Raw genomic sequence first — 17574 nt, 5'->3', positions numbered from 1 at the left:
AAATCCGTTTATTGCCAAATCGTATAGTTCTGATCAGGCGCAGGCGTGAAATGGGGAAGTAGGAAGACGGCGATACCACGCTGCCGGAGCAGACAGATGATCAATCCCGTGTCGCCAGTCGCCACTTTACAGACGCGAAGACGTGTTACCCGGCCCATTGAGCTGTCTTTCGTGATCCCTGGTCCAAGCTGATGGGGGGTGTGCAGTTGATATCGATCGGAGTTCTGGGCGAGTATTTGAGCCGGAAACCCATGGAAATCATAGGCCGGCCCGGCTGCGTCTCCCGGCGCGCAGCTTACCGATTGGTATAGTGTCGATCACATCCCCGGAACGTTTGCGCTCCTATAGGTGGCGAAAAACAAACGGTGGGAAAGCTCAATCACATGACGATAAAAGTCGCTGCCGGGTCAGCAAATGGCGAACCGGACTATTCTCGCAGCTCAATTCAAAGATCGCCATCAGGCAAGACCCTGCCTGGAGTCGCCAAGAAACTGTGGTTGGCACGCCCCGTGGTGCCGGGTTTGCTGCTGGTCATGCTTGCAAACATTTGGCTGCTGGCTGCTTACAGCCACTCTTTCTGGCAACGGGCCTATGATCTGTTTGGAGCGCAGCCCGGCCTGCTCATCATGTTCGGGGTGGGCATATGGGCGTTCACCATGGTCTACGTTCTTGTTTTCACGAACCGCTGGTTTCTCAAGCCGTTTCTGATCGCCAACATCCTGATCGGGGCAGGGGCCTCGTATTATCACGAGACCATGGGGATCATCATTGATCGCGAAATGATCCAGAACATACTGGGCACAACCGCGAACGAATCCAGGAATTTGCTCACTCCGGCTTATCTCAGATACATGTTCGTGTTCGCGTTCCTGCCGTCACTGGCCGTTCTGGCGGTGCGGGTGTCGCATCCCCCCTTCGCGAAATCGGCACGGCGCCACATGGCCTTGCTCTTTCTCTGCGTTCTGATCTTCACCGGGGCGGCATATAGCAACTACCAGGTCTTCTCCTTCAGCATCAAGCAATCACCGGGAATGAGGCAAATACTGCACCCGGAATCCACGGTCCAAAGCCTGCTGAAATACGCTGAAATGAAGTGGAAGGCGCAGTCACTGGAGTTTCAAAAAGTAGCGTTGGATGCCCACAAGGGAAACATAGCACAAGGTGCCCGACACCCTGTTCTGACCGTTCTGGTCATCGGCGAAACGTTGAGAGACCAGAACTGGGGATTGAGCGGGTATGAAAGGAATACGACACCAGAGTTGACGAAACGTGACGTTCTGCCGATTGCCGGCGTTAAAAGCTGCGGCACGTCAACATCCGTGTCCATTCCCTGCATGTTCTCGAAACTGGGCCGTCAGAATTTCACCTATGAAAGAGCCGTCGCCCAGGAAAACCTTTTGGATATCGTCAAGCGCGCCGGATACGACGTCGAGTGGTGGGATGCGAACACGGGCGACATGGGCGTGGCCGAGCGGATGACCTATGCAAACTTCAACAGGGCGGACGATCCCGAATTCTGCAATGGCGGCGAATGCAACGATGGCATCTTGCTACGGCAACTTCAGGACAGGGTCGGCTCTATCACCCGCGATACCGTTATCGTGCTGCACCAGATCGGCAACCACGGGCCGGCATATTTCGAGCGATATCCCAAGGAATTTGCCAAGTTCCTGCCTGATTGCCGGGACGCGGATCTGGCAAATTGTTCGTCCGGGGATGTCGTCAACGCTTACGACAACGCAGTCGCTTACACTGACCTTCAGATTGCGAAGACCATCGACCTGCTCTCGACCTTGCCGGGCCTCAGCACCTCGCTGATCTATGTCTCGGACCACGGCGAATCCCTTGGCGAAAAGGGTCTGTTCTTGCACGCTGCCCCATATTGGATCGCGCCCGATGAGCAGACACGGGTGCCGATGGTTCTGTGGATGTCGAACAATTTCAAACAGGATCTGAAGCTGGATTACGACTGTGTCGCTGCACACGGTGTCGGGAGTCTATCGCACGACAACTTTTTTCATTCGGTTCTCGGGTTGCTGGATATCGAAACCACCGAGCACGATCGGGAACTGGATATTTTCGCGTCCTGCAGAACGGCACAGCAGATCGCCAGCCGATGAAAATCGAGCGACAGCATGCCCGACGAAAGCCAGAACGGATGACGGGCATCCGCCATGTCTTTGATGTGGCGGCCTATTTCCTTCGGGGGATCTGGCGGCTGTGGAGGGAGATTGCCTTTCGCCATATCGTTCTGGCGTTCATCCCGTCGCTCGCCCTGCTTGTCGGAATTGGTACAAGCAGGGGCCAATTCAGTGTTGTCCTGATCCTGTTTTTCAGGTTTGACGCCGTCGAGGCTCTGAACACAACCATGCGACCGCTGCGTCAATCATCCGGCGCACTACTGGCAGGACTTCGCCCAAGATGCTAAGGAACGGGGTCTTTGGCCAAGATGTGTATGCTTATCGCAAACGGTGTGTTCATCGGGACGGTTATTTTCCAACATTTTGAATCTCTCTGAAAGCACCTCTATGAACATGATCAAGATCATCGCGGTCCCGATGCACAAGGAAGGGCGGAAATTTGTGGCGATCTTCGCTGCAATCACCGTCGCTCTGGCGTTTCTTTGGGAACCGTTGTTCTGGCTGGGCTGTGGCGCCACGGTCTGGTGCTACTATTTTTTCCGTGATCCGGTGCGCGTGATCCCCCAGCAGGAGGGCCTCGTGCTGTCGCCCGCCGACGGCATTGTGTCACTGATTCAGGATGTCGTCCCACCCAAGGAACTGGAGCTGGGGGATAGCCCAGTAACGCGGGTGTCGGTGTTCATGAATGTCTTTAACTGCCATGTGAACCGTGCGCCCATCGCAGGCACTGTTCGGCGAATTTCCTATCACAGCGGCAAATTCCTGAACGCTTCGTTCGACAAGGCAAGCGAACTGAATGAGCGTAACTCGCTGATGATCGAAACAAAGGCGGGCGTGCGCATCGGTGTTGTCCAGATCGCAGGCCTTGTTGCCAGACGTATCGTCTGCTTCGTCCGTGAGGGGGATAGTATCGAGATCGGCCACCGGTTCGGCTTGATCCGGTTCGGCAGTCGTCTTGACGTGTACCTGCCCGAAGGTGTGTCGCCCCTGGTTGCCGTCGGACAGACGGCCGTTGCAGGAGAGACCATTCTGGCTGATCTTGCCACTCCTCATTCCGTTCGTCTTGGAGTTGCAGAATGAACGGGGCGCAGCGGATCAAGATACGCCACCTGGTTCCCAGCATCGTGACGGTATTCGCGATTTGTGCCGGGATGACGTCGGTGCGGATGAGCCTGGAAGGGCATCTGGAAGCAAGTCTCTATTTCATCCTGCTGGCAGTGTTCCTGGATGCAGCGGATGGCAAACTTGCACGCTTTCTGGATTCCGCCAGCCCGTTTGGCGCCGAACTGGACAGCCTTGCCGATTTCTTCAACTTTGGCATTGCGCCGGGATTACTACTCTACAACACATTCTATATCGGGACAGAGCATGCAAGCCTCGGCTGGCTCGCGACGCTGGTTCTGGCGGTGTGCTGCGCGCTAAGGCTGGCGCGGTTCAACCTGTCCGTTCAGCGGACAGACGTAACATTGAAGATGGATGGATTCTTTGTCGGTGTGCCCGCACCTGCGCTGGCCTGTCTGGCCCTGATGCCGGTCTTTTTGCACCTGCACGGCTGGCAATACATCTTTCCTCCCGTTGCACGTACCTTTTACATCATCTGTGTCGGATTGCTGGCCGTCAGCACAATTCCGACCTATTCGATAAAACATGCATCCATAAAACGGGCCTACCTTCCATTCGCGGTTGTTGGCGCCGTGGTGCTGGTGGTGTGTCTGCTGGTCTATCCTTGGCCGACGCTGATCGTGGCCAACATGCTCTACATTGGATCTTTGCCATTTTCGTATCTGTCATTCAGGAAAAATGATCATGTCAGCGACGAGACCGAGAGCAGGTTCGCGACAGCCCACGACGAGGGTGGCGCCGGTTAATCCGACAAGGGGAAATACGTTCATGCGTGCCGTGGCAATCTTGATGCTGGGTCTTGCGCTGACCATCGGTGCCGCTGCCAGCGCCAAAACTCCGCTGCGCGATGTCAAGGAAATTGACGACGCCTTGCTTTGGGTCGCCTTGGCGATTGAAATCAGCGACAATTGCGGGGATATTGATCCGCGCACTTTCAAGGGGCTGTCGGTGCTCTATGGCCTGAAAAGGCATGCGCAGAGCCTTGGCTATACAAGTGCCGAGATCAACGCCTATGTCAAAAGCCCCGATGAAAAGGCGCGGATGCGCAAGCGCGGCGAGCGTTATGTGGAATCCAGAGGGCTGGATCCGTCAGATCCGGCGTCGCTGTGCAGTCTCGGCCACGCGGAAATAGAGCGATCCAGTGCGATAGGGATCTTGTTGAAGGCAAGGTAGACCGCGCCGCCTGACCCCGGTCCGCATCCTGGCAAGTTTCCAGCCGCACAGGGTTGCCACGTTTGGCACGACTTCGACGATTTCCACGATCGAGGCGAGAAAGGCTACGCCGACCGCAGGGTCAGCGGTGGGCCATTCAAGCGCTTTCACACTTGTCCGCGTCAGCGCGGTCTAATCCATGATATTGTTGATCCGCCGACCTGGAAAAGCTGCCTTCGGCGCGACCCAGCCTTGCTTATCAACCATCTTCCAGATGCAAGATCAGCCCAAACGCCAGTAGCAATCCGGCCGATGGCGGTGCCCATGCGGCAAGCAGGACAGGAATCTGTCCGTTTTCCCCAAGGATCAGCGCGAAAGTTCGCACGGAATAGAGGGCGAAGCCGGACAGTATCGCGAACAGGACCATCAGGCCCGTATGACCTGACCGGGCATGACGCATGGTGAACGCTGCCCCAATCAGTACCATTGTCGCCAGGAACAAGGGGAGCGCAAGTTCGGTCTGCAACCAGACGAGTTGGCGGCGTGTCGAGAACCCCGCGCGCTTGAGCTGGGCAATATGCGCGCGCATATCCCAGAACGAAACCGACGAAGGGCTGCCAATTGATGCCGCAACGCGCTCTTGCGTCAATGTCGACGGGATACGTATTGACCGATGCCATTGCGACACTGCCTCAGGATTGCCAGTTTTGGTAAATGACCAGATTTTGGCATCCTCCATCTCCCAATATCCAACGCCTAACCTCGCCGATGCGGCCTCAATCCGTTCAGACGGCATGCCGTTGCCGTCAAACATGGTGAAAGTCACGTCGTAGAATTTCGACCCGCTCGCATTGGCAGACGCGGCATGGATCACCGCCTGGCCGTCGTTCGTGCCTTGCCGCAACCAGAGCCCTTCTGCGCCGATTGAAAAGGTGGTTTCCACGCCGTTGCGATACTTTGTGCTCAGGTATTCATACCAATTGGAAGTACTGGTCACGATGGGGTTGAAAACCGTCACTGCGGTTGCGCCGATAAGCAGTGCGACAGCGACCGGGGCGATGAGCACCCGCATTGCGGACCACCCCAAGGCCCTCGTGACCACCAGCTCGGAAGAGCGCGCGAGTCCCAGAAAGAGCGCGAGGGAGGACAAGATCATGACGAGCGGCAGAAACTCGTAGAGTCCTCTTGGGGCGCTCAGCAACGTGAGTTGCATCATCTTGCGAAACCCGACCCCTTTGCCGCTGAAGCGCCCAACCTCTTCCATCAGATCGATCGACGCCAGAATGGTGGCAACGATCACGAGTATCACAAGAAATGTCAGCAGGAACTTGCGGGCGAAGTAGCGATGCAGCCTCATCTTGGCAGCGCATGACCAAAGAGGTTGAGGCTCTGGTCGCAACGCTTGCAAGACGATGTGTCAGCATAATCTTCCCGATGTATCAGGGGCATACTTACCTCATGACTAATTGGGCAAGGCATGAAGTGAGATGACTAACCGGGCGATGATTGGTTTTATACGATTTGGCAATGAAGCCTGTCGCGGGCGCTCAGCGTTGATCTTGGGTCCGTGCATGTGGAAGTCGGCAATTATGGGTGACGATTGTCTAACCTGAACCCCCTAGATCTGTCCCATGGGGGCCGACGTCAGACATGCTGAAGAGATGCCAGTAGGAGGAACAGAATCTCCGCCCCTCGTGCGCCATCATTTTCAAGTGGAAACAGATATTTTCGCGCTACCTGCTTGTGATCGGGGACACGTTGGGTAGCGCTTCAAAGGGGCTCGTGATGGCCATCTCGGGGCCTTCGCCTACCAGAACGATTTTCCCTTGATGACATTTTCAAGGTCGGTTCGAACCTCGTCATCGCGCCCATGCGAGTTGGCGACCATGCTGCGGTCTGTTCCGAAGCTGGCGCGATACCGGCTTGGTGACACCCCAAGGCGCCGCCGGAACACACGGCGCACCGTCGTGGCGGTTCCGAACCCGGTTCTGGAGGCCACGGTTTGTATGGAAAGGTCGGTTGTCTCCAGCAACTGGCGCGCCTTGCTCAGCCGGACATCCTCGATATAGCGCGAGATCGTTGTGTTGGTCACTTCCTTGAACCGGCGGCACAGTGACCGCTCGCTCATGGCTGCGCGTGCCGCCAGCGGGCCCGGGGACAGATCGGCATCGGGGTTTTCCCAGATATACAGCTGCACCTTGCGAACACGCGGATCCTCTGTCGCGTCCGCCATCAGTTGCGCGCTGAACTGCGACTGACGGCCATTGCGCCGCAGCGCCAGCACCATGAAACGCGCGATATCCAGCGCCAGCGGACGGCCGTGATCCGCCTCGATCAGCGCAAGCGCCAGGTCGATCCCGGCCAGCATCCCTGCCGACGTCCAGAATTTTCCCGAGCTGACAAAGATCGCGTCCGGATCGACCTGGCCGCGCGTGCTGGGGTCCATGTCCAGCCGCATCGCTTCCAGCCAATGGGTCGCAACGCTGTGGCCATTGGTGACACCCGACGCCAGGAGAATCGAGGAGCCGGTGCAGATCGACCCCATGCGAACACAGCGCGGCTCCAGCTTACGCAACCATTCCAGTATCTTCGGGTCTTTCGACGCGGCGATGCGGCCCGGCCCGCCGGCAACCAGCAGCAGATCTATATGCTCGGGCAGATCTTCGCAGCTACACGTGGGTTCAATCCTGAGGAAGTTGCCAGCGACCGGCACGGAAGCGCCGTCGATCGACGCGGTGATCGGGCGGTAGAGCCGCCGGCCGGTCAGGAAATTGGCGAGGCCGAACGCATCAAGTGGACCGGAAACATCGATTGATGCGATTTGCGGATAGATCAGCATCACGACTTGGCGTGGGGCGTCAAAAATTGGGTCAGACTTCAAAAACTGCGTTCCTCGTTACCAAACCGTGAAACCATCAGAATCCTTTTCAACAAAACCTAGCGCAGAGCCGCTCGCTTCGCAAAAGAACATCTGACGCCAAAAACGGAACCTTCACTGCCAAAAACGCCACAGGTGACTATGGCAGTCAGCCGCGTCGTGCCATCTACTTCGCGTGCGCTTCTATTTCGGAGCGATGCGGGCGGGGGCGGCATGGCAGCGTTGGTGGTGCTCATTTATGTATCCTTCCATGCCGCGCCCTTTCCCTAACGCCAGGATCGCTGCACGCGGTCCTGGCCGCGGGGGCGGTCGGCGCAGATTTCCCCGGGTTCCCGAATGCCTGCCCGACCGCCATCGTCCTCCCAGCGGGTGATACAGGCCTCGCTTGGAGACTTGGCCATGCGGGTCGACATAGCTGTTCGCCTTGCCGCGGGCCGCGCGGGGCGCAATTCGTCGAAATCGGTATCGCAAATCATTATCGGCCAGCTCCTCTTGATCGGATTGAGCCACGCCGCGCGCCCATGCGCTGCGTAGCAGAGTAACTTGTGCGTCAGGCGGTGTTGGGAAAGTTGCCGCCCGCTTGGCTGGCGTCCCGGCGGCCTGCCACCACCGGTACAATGCCCAGTTCGCGGTCATCGAACTGATCCACCAATCGTCTGATGTCGTCGCGGTAGACACCCATGTCCTGAAGCTGCCTGTCATTGAGCGACTGAAGCGAGGCGGTCAACTTGCGCCGCCGCCATTCGCGGATCGCGGTCAGCATCCAATTGCGGATGATATCCCGGAATCCTGTTCCGGTCGCCGAGTCGGGCATTGAAACTGTCAAGTCGTCTTGCTTGTGTGAAAAGGGACGCATGTCGTCCTCCTGAATACTCGTGCTGAAGCCAGGACGCCGGTTGCTGCCATGCCGGAATTGGCACCGCATCAACGGCAAACCAAATCCGACCGCTGCTTCTGCCGCCGTCAGTTTCGTCGATCTGTGCAAGATCCGGTACAACCCCAGAACGTAAGCAGGCGCACGCGCCTCGCCCCGCCCGGGGTTACTGGCGGTTCAGTAGCTTCCCCGCGTTGAGCAGGAACCTCTTTTGAACACGGAACATCGTCATAACTTTAACATGGGCACTGTGGCGTAGGCTTTCAACGCGGCCGGATTTCACCGTCAAAAGGATGGCGCGAAACCGCGCGGAAGGGGCGAAAAAGCGTGTGATGTGGGCCATTTGTGCCACTTTGGCATGATGATGCCTGCGGCCCGTGCGCGGCAATTGACGAACGCTCCGGGCGTACCTAGATTGATGGCATGATGGTTCATGAAGATCATTTCCGATTTCTTCTGCTAAACCGCCCCTTTCCCCGGGCGGTTTAGGCGCGTTCGCGCCGCTACACCTCCCGGGGCCTCCTCATTGACCTGAACTGAGCGAGGGACGAGCAATCGTCCGAGGAGATATCATGACCGTTATCCAACACTTTCATCCTTCAAGTAGCAAACCGGGCTTTCATCCGAAAGTGCCGCGCCCGGGCACGGTGCCACTGCGCGACGAGGACCGGCAGTATCTGGTGGATCATCTGCGGCGCAGCGAAATGGCCGGGCAACCGTTTCTTCCACATGTCCTGCAGCACAAGATCACGTCTTCGACAGCGCTGGACGAACCCGTGCCCGACGATGTCGTGACCGGCGGCTGCCGGGTTACCTACGCGATCAATGGCGGCCCGGCGGAATCGGGTCTGCTGGTCCATCGCGCCAGAACGGGGGCGGTCAACGGTATCATCCCGGTGTCGTCGCTGCTCGGGGCCACCCTGATCGGCATGCGGGTCGGTCAGCGCGCGCCGCTGCTGAGCCTGGACGGCACGATTGCCTCCGTTTCGGTCCTCGGGGTTGCGCATCCGGGCTAGCCCGGCCGGTCGCTGGTTTCCGTTTTCAGACGCGCAGCCAACAAATTTCGAACCTCCTGTCAGTTTTTCAAGGAACCCATGAAATGGAAACCCACATGACCCAGCCCGCGAAACAGCGCCGCACCCGCACGCCCAAACTCGTCATCAATGCCGATGATCTCGATCATATCGAAGCGCTCGCAGAAGGGGCGATGCAGCGCAATCCCGCGCTGGCCGACCGTCTTCTGGACGAAATCAGCCGCGCCCGTGTCGTCGCGCCCGGGAAGATGCCCAAAGACGTGGTGGCGATCGGCAGCACCGTGACCTACCGCGACGAGACGACCGGCCTGGAGAAAACGGTGACTCTGGTCTTCCCCGAGAACGCCGAAATCGCCCAACAGCGCATCTCGCTGATGACACCGATCGGCGTGGCGTTGCTGGGGCTGTCCGAAGGGGCCGCGTTCTATTGGGATACTCGCGATAACCAGCGGCGGACGTTGACCGTTATCCGGGTCGAACAGCCCGAGTCCCCGTCTGACCCGACAGGGTAGCGGCGCGACAAACAACACGCGAGGCCACCCGGCCCAACAAACCAATGCCCGGATGCAGCATGGCTGCGGCGCTTTTTGCGCCCGCGCAGCTGCGCCGGGCTACAGCAATACCAAGATCCGTCATCCGTTTCTTCCGGGAGCGATTTCGATGTTTCTTCACTCTGCACGTCACATTTGCGCCGGCTGCCGAGAGCCATTGCCCCGCGCCGCCTTTCACCGTTGCCCACTGTGCCATGAACCGATCCGGCGGGCGTCTGAAATCACCGGCATGACATGCCGCCGGTGCAATCGGTCGATCCCGCGTGACCACATCGGTGCATGCCCGTCATGCATGGGCACGGTGTCGTCAAGTCGCAGGGGATCAAGGCGATGACCGTCAGGCAACACGCAAGGCGGGTCTTGTGGCCGCTCCTCCTGATGGGGCTGAGCATGGGTCTGATCCTCTTCCAATCTGACATCGCTCATCATCTCGGTACGGATGAAACGCTGTCGCTCGGCATTACCGGGCTCGCGTATTTCGCGGCGGCCTGGCTGGCCAGCCGCGTGCTGGCGCTGTTGCTGGACCAGACCGCCAGCCGTCGGCGGCCCTATCCGAAACTGCTGAAGGACCTGATCGCGGCGCTGCTGTTTCTGGTTGCCTTCACGGCGACGGTGACGCTGTTCATGGGGCAGGGTGCTGTTGGGGCGTTGGCCGGGTCGGGCCTGATCCTCGCCATGCTGGGCTTTGCCATCCGGAACGTCGTGGCCGACACGCTGTCGGGGATCGCGCTGGGCGTCGAAGGCCCGTTCCGCATCGGTGACTGGATTGACATCGACGGGCTGGCACGCGGCAAGGTGATCGAGATCGGCTGGCGCAGCACGCGTATCCTGACCCGCGATGCGGCCTACATGATCCTGCCCAACAGCGAGATCGCGCGCCAGCGCATCACCAACTATTCGGCCCCCAAGCCGAGTTATCGCGCGCAGATCAGCATCACGCTGGATCACACCATGCCGATCGGTGAGGCGCGCAAGATCATGCTGGAGGCTATGAAATCGGCGAAACTGATCCAGCAGGACCCGGCCCCGGATGTGCGGGTGCTGGCCTATGAAGAGGGCGGTATCACCTACGCCCTGCGCTATTGGATTTCGCGTTTCGACCGTGACGTCGATTGCCGCGATGAGCTCTACAGCCTCGTCGACGACGCGCTGCGCCGCGCCGGTAGTATCGCCCCCCACAGGCGGATAGAGCTGGTGCGCGCCGAACTGCCGATGCGCACTGCCATACCAAACAATGCTGTGGCGTCCGGCCCTGAACTGGCCTGACCGGAGGCGCTTCCTGTCCGGTTGGGAGGGAGGCGCCCCTGCATGTCAGGTCAGGGTGTCGACGATCTCTCGCATCATCTTTTCGCAGGCGGCGATCTGGCCGGCTTCGATATACTCGTCCGGTTGATGGCCCTGTGCCATTGATCCCGGCCCGCAGACCACCACCGGCAGGCCCAGTTCGTGGAACACGCCCGCCTCGGTGCCAAAGGCAACCTTGGTCAGGCCGGTGCCCGACAGGCCCTGCGCCAGACGGGTGATATCCGCGTCCTCCGGCACATCCAGCCCCGGATAGGCGTTGTACCGGTCGATCTCGATCCCGGCCCCCTGCCATTGATCGCGGTGCGGCGCGGTCGCGTTTTCGGCGGCCTCAAGGATACGGGGCATCAGCATCTCGGGCGCATCGGCGGCAAGGTGGCGGTACTCGAACAACAACTCGGCCCTTGCAGGCACGATATTGAGCGCGGTGCCGCCTGACAGCTTGCCCACATGCACGGTGCTGCAGGGCACGCCGTAAGCCGCATCCTGCGCGCCGAACGCCGTCAGCCAGCCCTGCAAATCGCGCAATTCACGGATGAAATCGACCGCCAGATAGAGCGCGTTCACGAAATTCGGGGCCAAGGCCGAATGGCCGTTCTGCCCGTGGCAGACGGCACGCAGCGCCGCCTTGCCCTTGTGCCCGGTGGCAATCTGCATCGATGTCGGCTCGCCCACGAAACAGGCGCGGGGGTCGGCCAGATGCGGCGTCAGCGCGGGCAGCATCTGCTGGATGCCGACACAGCCGATTTCCTCGTCATAGGAAAACACCAGCTTCAACGGTTCGCGCAAGCGCGCCTTGGCGGCCATGTCAGCCGCGTAAAGCATGCAGGCAAGGTAGCCTTTCATATCCGTCGTGCCGCGCCCATAGAGCAGATCGCCCTCACGCCCCAGCGCAAAGGGCGCGCGAGTCCAGGCCTGACCATCCACCGGCACGACATCCGTATGTCCCGACAGCAATATCCCGCCCCCCGCAACCGGCCCGATCCGGGCGAAAAGGCCGCATTTGCCCTCGACCCCGCCGGGGATGCGCGCGGTTTGGGCACCGCGCTCGCGCAGGAACGCTTCGATATAGTCGATGATCGGCGCGTTGGATTTCGCGCTGACCGTATCAAAGCCAACCAGCTGGTCGAGCACCTGTAGCGTGACGGTCATCGCTTGGTCCTTTGCGCAGGGTCAATCGGCGGCAAGTTCGGTGATTTCCCGCCGGAAGGGAAGGGCATCGCCGATATCCTCGCCGTCCAGTTCGCGCGCATCTCGGCGGCTGCAGACGGGTCGCGATACCCGCCGCCATTGCAATGCGGCACCTGGTAAAAGCGGTTCTTGGATGTGAGTGGTCCGCTGGTCATCGGCTCAAACAGAATATCGTAGCGGGAATCGCGCAATCTCGCCTCCTGCAATCAGTTCCGGGGGACGATAGCGACTGTGCCCGAGGGCAAAAAGTTGCGCTTGCAGAACCATAGATTAGGAGCGGCCTAACCCCGGTTTGCCGGGTCTGTCCGCAGGCGTGTCGATCCCCGGCAGCCGGCCTGCGGCATGCTCGGCCTTGCAATGGGCGATGAAGGCGCGGATCACGTTCACGTTTTCGGCCTCGGGCGAGGCCAGAATACCCATCTGCATGGGGCGCACGTCGCCAGCGAGGGGCACGAAATACAGCTGTTTGCCATCCGGAGACAGATCGTTCAGCGGCCGGATGTTGGCGATGGAATAGCCAAAGCCGTTGGCGACGAGGCTACGCATGACCGCCATGTCGCGGGTGCGTTCGCCGATATTGGGCTTGGCCCCGATCAGGGAAAAGAACGACAGAAAGTATTCCGAGCTGAACGGCAGGTCCAGCAGCACCATCGGATAGGGCAGCAGGTCATTGATCGTGACGACGGAGCGCTGCGCCAGCGGGTGTTCGGCATTCAGGATCGCATAGGGCGCCAAGGAGGCAATGGGCTGAAATTTCAGATCACCGGGCAGATCAAGGTCATAGGTCAGCGCCACGTCGATCTCGGCCCGCCGCAGACGGCTGAAGATCTCTGCCTGATCCAGTTCGTTCTGATGAATGCGAACCTCGGGATGCAACCGCTCGAACCCGGCCCGCAGCGACGGCAGCATGACCTGCGCAAAAGTCAGCAGACAGCCAACAGATAACGGGCCGCGGATGCTGCCGGATATGTCGCCCGCCAGATCGACCAGCGCTTCGGCGTCCTGCAGGACCAGCTTGGCCTGCTGCATCATCTGCTTGCCGGCCAGCGTCAGCGACAGCCCCTGCGCGTGTTGCCGCACGAACAGCGGCAGGCCGAACTCTTTCTCAAGCTGGTTGATCGCGGCCGATATCGACGGTGACGACACGTTCACCTTTTCCGAGGCCAGCGCAATGCTGCCCACTTCGCCGACGGCGACGAAATATTCCAGCTGCCTCAGGGTGAACCTCAGCATCGCGTTTGCTCTGTTCGGGCGGTCAGGGTGTGTACTTGATCCATGTTGTCTTGAGTGCGGTATATTTCTCAAGAGAATGCAAGAAAAGATCGCGTCCAAAGCCCGATTGCGTCATCCCGCCGAACAGGGTTTGCGCCGGCAGGGCATCGACCGTGCTGACCGATACCGTCCCGACATGCAGCGCATCGGCCATCCGCAGCGCGTCAGCTCGTGCAGTTCGCGGGCCGCGTCAGTCGTCACCCGGAACCCCGTATGAGGGGGCCTGGCGTGGATCAAGGGCGCGCTGGATGTAGGCGTCAAGCTGGGGTTTGTAGACATCCCATGCGGTGGCGATGGCCTCTATCGGGCAGGTCTCGGTCCAGTCGCAGCGCAGGTCTGCCACGGGCCATGCGACGCTATCGACGATCATCATACCCGCCGAATGTACCGGCCCGGCCTCGCCCCCGGCCGCCAGCCCGGCGCGCATCGCCGCGATCAGCCGGTCGCCGATATGGCCCGTGGCCGCCAGATAGCCATCGACGATGGCCTGCGGCACGCCGTCATTGGCCAGAAGGTTGCCGCCCGAAGCCACGTTTTCAGCCTGCGCCTGCGTCCAGATACCCAGCGAATTGGGCCCCGAATGGATCGCCGTGCGGCCCTGATCATCGACCGCCAGAACCTGACGGTACTCGATGAAGCGGCCGCGCTGCTGCACCTCGGCGATGGCCTCGGGCGCGGACATGCCGCCCTGCATCAGGTCGAGCGTGAGCGGCCCCAGCGTCGGGTCGGTGACATTCTGCGAGGCCACCGTACCCACGTCCGCGCGCGCATAGGAACAACGCGCCGCGACGGCGGGCGAGGATGACGAGATGGCGACGCCGAACATGCCGGTCTCGGCGCAGCGGGCAACCAGCGAGAAGGTCATGCCTGATACCCTTCGGGGATCACCGCCGTGCCGTCGATCTCGACCAGCCATTCGGGCCGCGCCAGCGCCTGCACAACAAGGCCCGTCGAAACCGGATGCACGCCTTTGATATATTCGCCCATGGTCCGGTAGACCGCCTCGCGGTGGCGCACATCGGTGATGTAGACGACAACCTTGACCAGATGGGACATGTCGCCGCCGGCTTCTTCGATCAATTGCTTGATGTTCTGCATGACCTTGTGGGTCTGCTCGACCGGATCATGGCTGTCGATGTTGCGCGCATCATCGAGGTTCTGCGGGCATTGCCCGCGCAGCCAGACGGTGCGGCCCCCTTGCGTCACGACCGCCTGGCACAGGTCGTTGTCGAGCTTCTGTTCGGGGTAGGTGTCGGAGGTGTTGAACTTGCGAATGCGCGTATGTGCCATGCATGGCTCCGTGGATTGAAGTTTGAATGATCGAAGCGGCGGGACCGCTTCATCGGGACTCAGGGCGCGTCGCCGTCGATGCGGCCCATCAGGTACTGCGCGAAATCATAGTTCGGGCGTTCCAGATGCGATAGATGTCCCGGCGCCGCCAGTTGCGACGACAGCCCGTTGAACACTTTTTCGGTACAGCCGCGATCCTCGACATTGACCTCACCCAGCAGCGTCTTGAGATCGGCAAAGTTCTGGGCCGCATCGGCATCCTCGGCGAAATCGTCCGACATGCCGCCACCAAAGCGGATATGCACCTGTCCCGGACCGCGCGGATGCAGCGACAGATACCAGAAATACCCCGGCGTGAGCGTGATCAGCAGGCTGGGGTAGAGCGCCAGCAGGAACGTGGTGCGGCGTTCCTCGCCCTTCAACCGGGTGTTGGAGGGATGCGCCATCGCGATCCGCAGTGTTTCGTCCTTGAGGATGGTGTGGTAGTTGAAGGCGGGCCGTCCGGGCACGCAGACCATCTCGTCCAGCTTGCTGAGCCCGCCGATGGTGCCCGCGTGACAGACCGGCAGATGGTAGCTCTCCATGAAATTCTCGGCCAGCACCTTCCAGTTGGTATCCCAGACATGTTCTTCGAAAAACGCCTCGGTATAGCGGGTCATGTCGTAACCCTCGATCAGCGTCTCGACCTCGGCCAGCCGCTCTTTGACGGGGGCGGCGTCCGCGTTCAGCGTGACGAATACCCAACCCAGCCATTCCTCGCAGCGCAGTTGCGGCAGGCGGTACCCCTCCTTGCAGAATCCCTGATTGAGAGTCATCGCGGGCGCGCCGCGCAGCGTTCCATCCAGGTTGTAGGTCCAGGCGTGGTAGGGGCAGACGATGCTGCGAATGCGTCCGCGCCCCTCCAGCAGGGTGGACATGCGGTGTAGGCAGACATTGGATTGCGCCCGCAGCACGCCATCCTTGTCCCGCAGCACCATGACCGGTTGACCAGCCAGATCGCAGGTCACGTAATCTCCGGGTTCGGGCAGGGCGGTGGCGCGACCGACGCAATACCAGTCCTTGCGAAAGATCTGGTCCAGTTCCAGCTCTGCGAACGCCTCCGAGGTGTAGACCTCGGGCGGCATGGCGCGGGCATTTTCGAAGGGGATGCCGGCGGCCTCGCGCAGCGCCTTCGTGGCGGTGGAGTCGATAATATCCTTGGCCATGAGAAACCTCCATCCTGACGGGCCCCGAAGGGGGCAGATGCGCGAACAGTTTCATGTTTGGTGGTGGGGCCGAAAGTAGAGACTCCCTCAGCCCCGATTAGAGCCTGCCTAAGCTGCCCGCGTTTGCGTGGCGGAAGGTCGCCCTTGGCGACAGTAGGGAAAGGCTAATCAATGCTGAACCATTTCGTATTTTCCGCGCGACGGATCAGCAACTAATGTCGCTGGAAGGGTCCGCGAACGGGCGCAATGGATATGGAAAAAGGGGCGCAGGGATGCCGGTTGAAAAGACTAACACACTCGTCGTGGGGGCCGGGCAGGCCGGTGTCGCGATGAGCGAGCACCTGAGCAACAACGGCATCTCTCACCTGGTTCTGGAGCGTGATCGCATCGCCGAACGCTGGCGCACGGCGCGCTGGGACAGTCTGGTGGCCAATGGCCCCGCGTGGCATGACCGGTTTCCCGGGTTGGAATTTCCCGATATCGACGCCGACGGTTTTGTCCCCAAGGAGGGCGTTGCCGATTACTTCGTCGATTATGCCAGGAAGATCGCGGCCCCGGTCCGCTGCGGTGTCGAGGTCAAATCGGTCAAGCGGTTGACCGGGCAACGCGGCTTTCGCGTCGAAACGTCCGAGGGGCCGATCGAGGCGCAGAACGTGGTCGCCGCCACCGGGCCGTTCCAACGCCCGGTCTTTCCGCCCATCATCCCGGCTGAGGCAAATCTGCTGCAAATTCACTCGAACGCCTACCGCAACCCCGATCAGCTGCCTGAAGGGGCGGTGATGGTCGTGGGGGCGGGGTCGTCGGGCGCGCAGATCGCCGAAGAGCTGATGAATTCCGGGCGGCAGGTCTATCTGTCGGTCGGCCCGCATGACCGTCCGCCGCGTCGCTATCGCAACCGCGATTTCGTGTGGTGGCTGGGTGTTCTGGGTAAATGGGACATGCAGACACCGGGGCCGGGGACAGAACATGTGACGATTGCAGTGAGCGGCGCCAATGGTGGCAAGACGGTCGATTTTCGCCGCTTTGCCGCGGGCGGCATGCAACTGGTCGGCCTGACGGCTGGCTATTCGGATGGCAAGCTGCAGTTCGCTGACGATCTGGTGGATAACGTGGCCAAGGGCGACGCCAATTACCACTCCGTGCTGGACGAGGCCGACGCCTATATCGCGCGCAACGGGCTCGACTTGCCCGAAGAACCAGAAGCCCGCAAGAAGTGGCCGGACCCTGATTGCCTGACCAACCCCATCCGAGAGCTTGATCTGGCGGCGGCTGGCGTCACGTCTGTGATCTGGGCCACCGGTTTCGCGCTCGATTACAGCTGGTTGGAGGTGGACGCGTTCGACGAGACTGGCAAGCCCGATCACCGGCGCGGCGTGTCGACCGAGCCGGGCGTCTATTTCATCGGATTGCCCTGGCAATCGCGGCGCGGCTCATCTTTCATCTGGGGGGTATGGCACGACGCCAAATTCGTGGCCGATCATATCGCAACCCAGCAGACCTATCTGGAATACGAGCCATCGACCTCTGATGCGATGGTTGACGCCTGACCGGCACCGTCCCTG

Annotated in this window: 20 protein-coding genes; 9 read left to right on the top strand and 11 right to left on the bottom strand. The window is 60.4% G+C overall.

Translation table 11 applies throughout. From position 1 onward, the window contains the following. The first annotated feature begins 533 nt into the window (after nt 1-533). The 5 genes from O3306_RS08195 to O3306_RS08175 all read left to right on the top strand — a co-directional run bounded on the left by O3306_RS08195 (nt 534) and on the right by O3306_RS08175 (nt 4436). Nucleotides 534-2120: a phosphoethanolamine transferase gene (locus tag O3306_RS08195; RefSeq protein WP_272005536.1), complete on the top strand. Its 1587-nt coding sequence runs from the start codon at nt 534-536 to the stop codon at nt 2118-2120. Beyond that, nucleotides 2117-2428 (top strand): hypothetical protein, encoded by a 312-nt coding sequence (locus O3306_RS08190; RefSeq protein ID WP_272005533.1) that lies wholly within the window; start codon nt 2117-2119, stop codon nt 2426-2428. The genes O3306_RS08195 and O3306_RS08190 overlap by 4 nt, the downstream gene beginning before the upstream one ends. A 76-nt stretch (nt 2429-2504) precedes the next feature. Continuing rightward, entirely contained in the window at nt 2505-3221 is a 717-nt protein-coding gene (locus tag O3306_RS08185) for a phosphatidylserine decarboxylase (protein WP_272005530.1), read from the top strand. After that, nucleotides 3218-4009, top strand: a complete 792-nt coding sequence (locus tag O3306_RS08180) for a CDP-alcohol phosphatidyltransferase family protein (protein WP_272005527.1) — start codon at nt 3218-3220, stop codon at nt 4007-4009. The genes O3306_RS08185 and O3306_RS08180 overlap by 4 nt, the downstream gene beginning before the upstream one ends. Before the next feature lie 22 nt (nt 4010-4031). Beyond that, nucleotides 4032-4436: a DUF5333 domain-containing protein gene (locus O3306_RS08175; protein ID WP_272005525.1), complete on the top strand. Its 405-nt coding sequence runs from the start codon at nt 4032-4034 to the stop codon at nt 4434-4436. A 238-nt stretch (nt 4437-4674) separates the two neighbouring features. Here O3306_RS08175 and lptG read toward each other — a convergent pair whose 3' ends face one another. The 4 genes from lptG to O3306_RS08155 all read right to left on the bottom strand — a co-directional run bounded on the left by lptG (nt 4675) and on the right by O3306_RS08155 (nt 8510). Continuing rightward, on the bottom strand, nt 4675-5772 hold the full coding sequence (gene lptG / locus O3306_RS08170) for an LPS export ABC transporter permease LptG (RefSeq protein ID WP_272005522.1): 1098 nt from the start codon (nt 5770-5772) through the stop codon (nt 4675-4677). Nucleotides 5773-6222: 450 nt separating this feature from the next. Further along, nucleotides 6223-7254 (bottom strand): GlxA family transcriptional regulator, encoded by a 1032-nt coding sequence (locus O3306_RS08165; RefSeq protein ID WP_272005519.1) that lies wholly within the window; start codon nt 7252-7254, stop codon nt 6223-6225. Nucleotides 7255-7843: 589 nt separating this feature from the next. Further along, complete coding sequence (locus tag O3306_RS08160; protein WP_272005517.1) at nt 7844-8107, bottom strand: DUF1127 domain-containing protein; 264 nt, start codon at nt 8105-8107, stop codon at nt 7844-7846. 226 nt (nt 8108-8333) lie between these two features. Beyond that, nucleotides 8334-8510, bottom strand: coding sequence for a hypothetical protein (locus O3306_RS08155; RefSeq protein ID WP_272005516.1), 177 nt, complete (start codon nt 8508-8510; stop codon nt 8334-8336). 229 nt (nt 8511-8739) lie between these two features. Here O3306_RS08155 and O3306_RS08150 point away from each other — a divergent pair, with 229 nt between their 5' ends. The 3 genes from O3306_RS08150 (at nt 8740) to O3306_RS08140 (ending at nt 11018) form a co-directional block, all read left to right on the top strand. Then, on the top strand, nt 8740-9183 hold the full coding sequence (locus O3306_RS08150) for a hypothetical protein (RefSeq protein WP_272005514.1): 444 nt from the start codon (nt 8740-8742) through the stop codon (nt 9181-9183). Nucleotides 9184-9266: 83 nt separating this feature from the next. Then, nucleotides 9267-9713, top strand: coding sequence for a nucleoside diphosphate kinase regulator (rnk, locus tag O3306_RS08145; protein ID WP_272005511.1), 447 nt, complete (start codon nt 9267-9269; stop codon nt 9711-9713). Between the two features lie 318 nt (nt 9714-10031). Continuing rightward, complete coding sequence (locus O3306_RS08140) at nt 10032-11018, top strand: mechanosensitive ion channel family protein (protein WP_272005509.1); 987 nt, start codon at nt 10032-10034, stop codon at nt 11016-11018. Between the two features lie 45 nt (nt 11019-11063). On the opposite strand, the gene argE is transcribed toward O3306_RS08140, so the two are convergent. The 7 genes from argE to O3306_RS08105 all read right to left on the bottom strand — a co-directional run bounded on the left by argE (nt 11064) and on the right by O3306_RS08105 (nt 16012). Continuing rightward, complete coding sequence (argE, locus tag O3306_RS08135; protein ID WP_272005507.1) at nt 11064-12206, bottom strand: acetylornithine deacetylase; 1143 nt, start codon at nt 12204-12206, stop codon at nt 11064-11066. Beyond that, nucleotides 12203-12436 carry a hypothetical protein gene (locus tag O3306_RS08130; RefSeq protein WP_272005582.1) on the bottom strand — a complete coding sequence of 78 codons (234 nt, stop codon included), beginning with the start codon at nt 12434-12436 and terminating at the stop codon, nt 12203-12205. The genes argE and O3306_RS08130 overlap by 4 nt, the downstream gene beginning before the upstream one ends. Nucleotides 12437-12515: 79 nt before the next feature. Continuing rightward, complete coding sequence (locus O3306_RS08125) at nt 12516-13478, bottom strand: LysR family transcriptional regulator (RefSeq protein WP_272005505.1); 963 nt, start codon at nt 13476-13478, stop codon at nt 12516-12518. Between the two features lie 22 nt (nt 13479-13500). After that, nucleotides 13501-13677, bottom strand: coding sequence for an aldehyde dehydrogenase family protein (locus O3306_RS08120; RefSeq protein ID WP_272005580.1), 177 nt, complete (start codon nt 13675-13677; stop codon nt 13501-13503). 30 nt (nt 13678-13707) lie between these two features. Continuing rightward, on the bottom strand, nt 13708-14382 hold the full coding sequence (locus O3306_RS08115; RefSeq protein WP_272005503.1) for a DUF1028 domain-containing protein: 675 nt from the start codon (nt 14380-14382) through the stop codon (nt 13708-13710). Then, on the bottom strand, nt 14379-14807 hold the full coding sequence (locus O3306_RS08110) for a RidA family protein (protein WP_272005500.1): 429 nt from the start codon (nt 14805-14807) through the stop codon (nt 14379-14381). The genes O3306_RS08115 and O3306_RS08110 overlap by 4 nt, the downstream gene beginning before the upstream one ends. Before the next feature lie 59 nt (nt 14808-14866). Next, the gene (locus tag O3306_RS08105) at nt 14867-16012 is read right to left on the bottom strand and encodes an aromatic ring-hydroxylating oxygenase subunit alpha (RefSeq protein ID WP_272005498.1); all 1146 of its coding nucleotides are present in this window, start codon (nt 16010-16012) and stop codon (nt 14867-14869) included. Between the two features lie 272 nt (nt 16013-16284). Here O3306_RS08105 and O3306_RS08100 point away from each other — a divergent pair, with 272 nt between their 5' ends. Continuing rightward, the gene (locus O3306_RS08100; RefSeq protein WP_272005495.1) at nt 16285-17559 is read left to right on the top strand and encodes a flavin-containing monooxygenase; all 1275 of its coding nucleotides are present in this window, start codon (nt 16285-16287) and stop codon (nt 17557-17559) included. The last annotated feature ends 15 nt before the right edge of the window (nt 17560-17574 follow it).

Source organism: Roseovarius sp. ZX-A-9 (genome assembly GCF_028369135.1).
Taxonomy (GTDB): Bacteria; Pseudomonadota; Alphaproteobacteria; order Rhodobacterales; family Rhodobacteraceae; genus Roseovarius.
Note: the sequence above shows the minus strand (reverse complement) of the source record. Positions and strands in the feature narration are given on the sequence as shown.

What these genes read in the sequence shown, in the direction of transcription:
- O3306_RS08180 (WP_272005527.1), top strand. Translation starts at nt 3,218, where the DNA reads ATGAACGGGGCGCAGCGGATCAAGATACGCCACCTGGTTCCCAGCATC.
- O3306_RS08110 (WP_272005500.1), bottom strand. Translation starts at nt 14,807, where the DNA reads ATGGCACATACGCGCATTCGCAAGTTCAACACCTCCGACACCTACCCC.
- O3306_RS08155 (WP_272005516.1), bottom strand. Translation starts at nt 8,510, where the DNA reads ATGGCCCACATCACACGCTTTTTCGCCCCTTCCGCGCGGTTTCGCGCC.
- O3306_RS08195 (WP_272005536.1), top strand. Translation starts at nt 534, where the DNA reads ATGCTTGCAAACATTTGGCTGCTGGCTGCTTACAGCCACTCTTTCTGG.
- lptG (WP_272005522.1), bottom strand. Translation starts at nt 5,772, where the DNA reads ATGAGGCTGCATCGCTACTTCGCCCGCAAGTTCCTGCTGACATTTCTT.
- rnk (WP_272005511.1), top strand. Translation starts at nt 9,267, where the DNA reads ATGGAAACCCACATGACCCAGCCCGCGAAACAGCGCCGCACCCGCACG.
- O3306_RS08100 (WP_272005495.1), top strand. Translation starts at nt 16,285, where the DNA reads ATGCCGGTTGAAAAGACTAACACACTCGTCGTGGGGGCCGGGCAGGCC.
- argE (WP_272005507.1), bottom strand. Translation starts at nt 12,206, where the DNA reads ATGACCGTCACGCTACAGGTGCTCGACCAGCTGGTTGGCTTTGATACG.
- O3306_RS08190 (WP_272005533.1), top strand. Translation starts at nt 2,117, where the DNA reads ATGAAAATCGAGCGACAGCATGCCCGACGAAAGCCAGAACGGATGACG.
- O3306_RS08115 (WP_272005503.1), bottom strand. Translation starts at nt 14,382, where the DNA reads ATGACCTTCTCGCTGGTTGCCCGCTGCGCCGAGACCGGCATGTTCGGC.
- O3306_RS08140 (WP_272005509.1), top strand. Translation starts at nt 10,032, where the DNA reads ATGCCCGTCATGCATGGGCACGGTGTCGTCAAGTCGCAGGGGATCAAG.
- O3306_RS08125 (WP_272005505.1), bottom strand. Translation starts at nt 13,478, where the DNA reads ATGCTGAGGTTCACCCTGAGGCAGCTGGAATATTTCGTCGCCGTCGGC.
- O3306_RS08105 (WP_272005498.1), bottom strand. Translation starts at nt 16,012, where the DNA reads ATGGCCAAGGATATTATCGACTCCACCGCCACGAAGGCGCTGCGCGAG.
- O3306_RS08165 (WP_272005519.1), bottom strand. Translation starts at nt 7,254, where the DNA reads ATGCTGATCTATCCGCAAATCGCATCAATCGATGTTTCCGGTCCACTT.
- O3306_RS08175 (WP_272005525.1), top strand. Translation starts at nt 4,032, where the DNA reads ATGCGTGCCGTGGCAATCTTGATGCTGGGTCTTGCGCTGACCATCGGT.
- O3306_RS08150 (WP_272005514.1), top strand. Translation starts at nt 8,740, where the DNA reads ATGACCGTTATCCAACACTTTCATCCTTCAAGTAGCAAACCGGGCTTT.
- O3306_RS08160 (WP_272005517.1), bottom strand. Translation starts at nt 8,107, where the DNA reads ATGCCCGACTCGGCGACCGGAACAGGATTCCGGGATATCATCCGCAAT.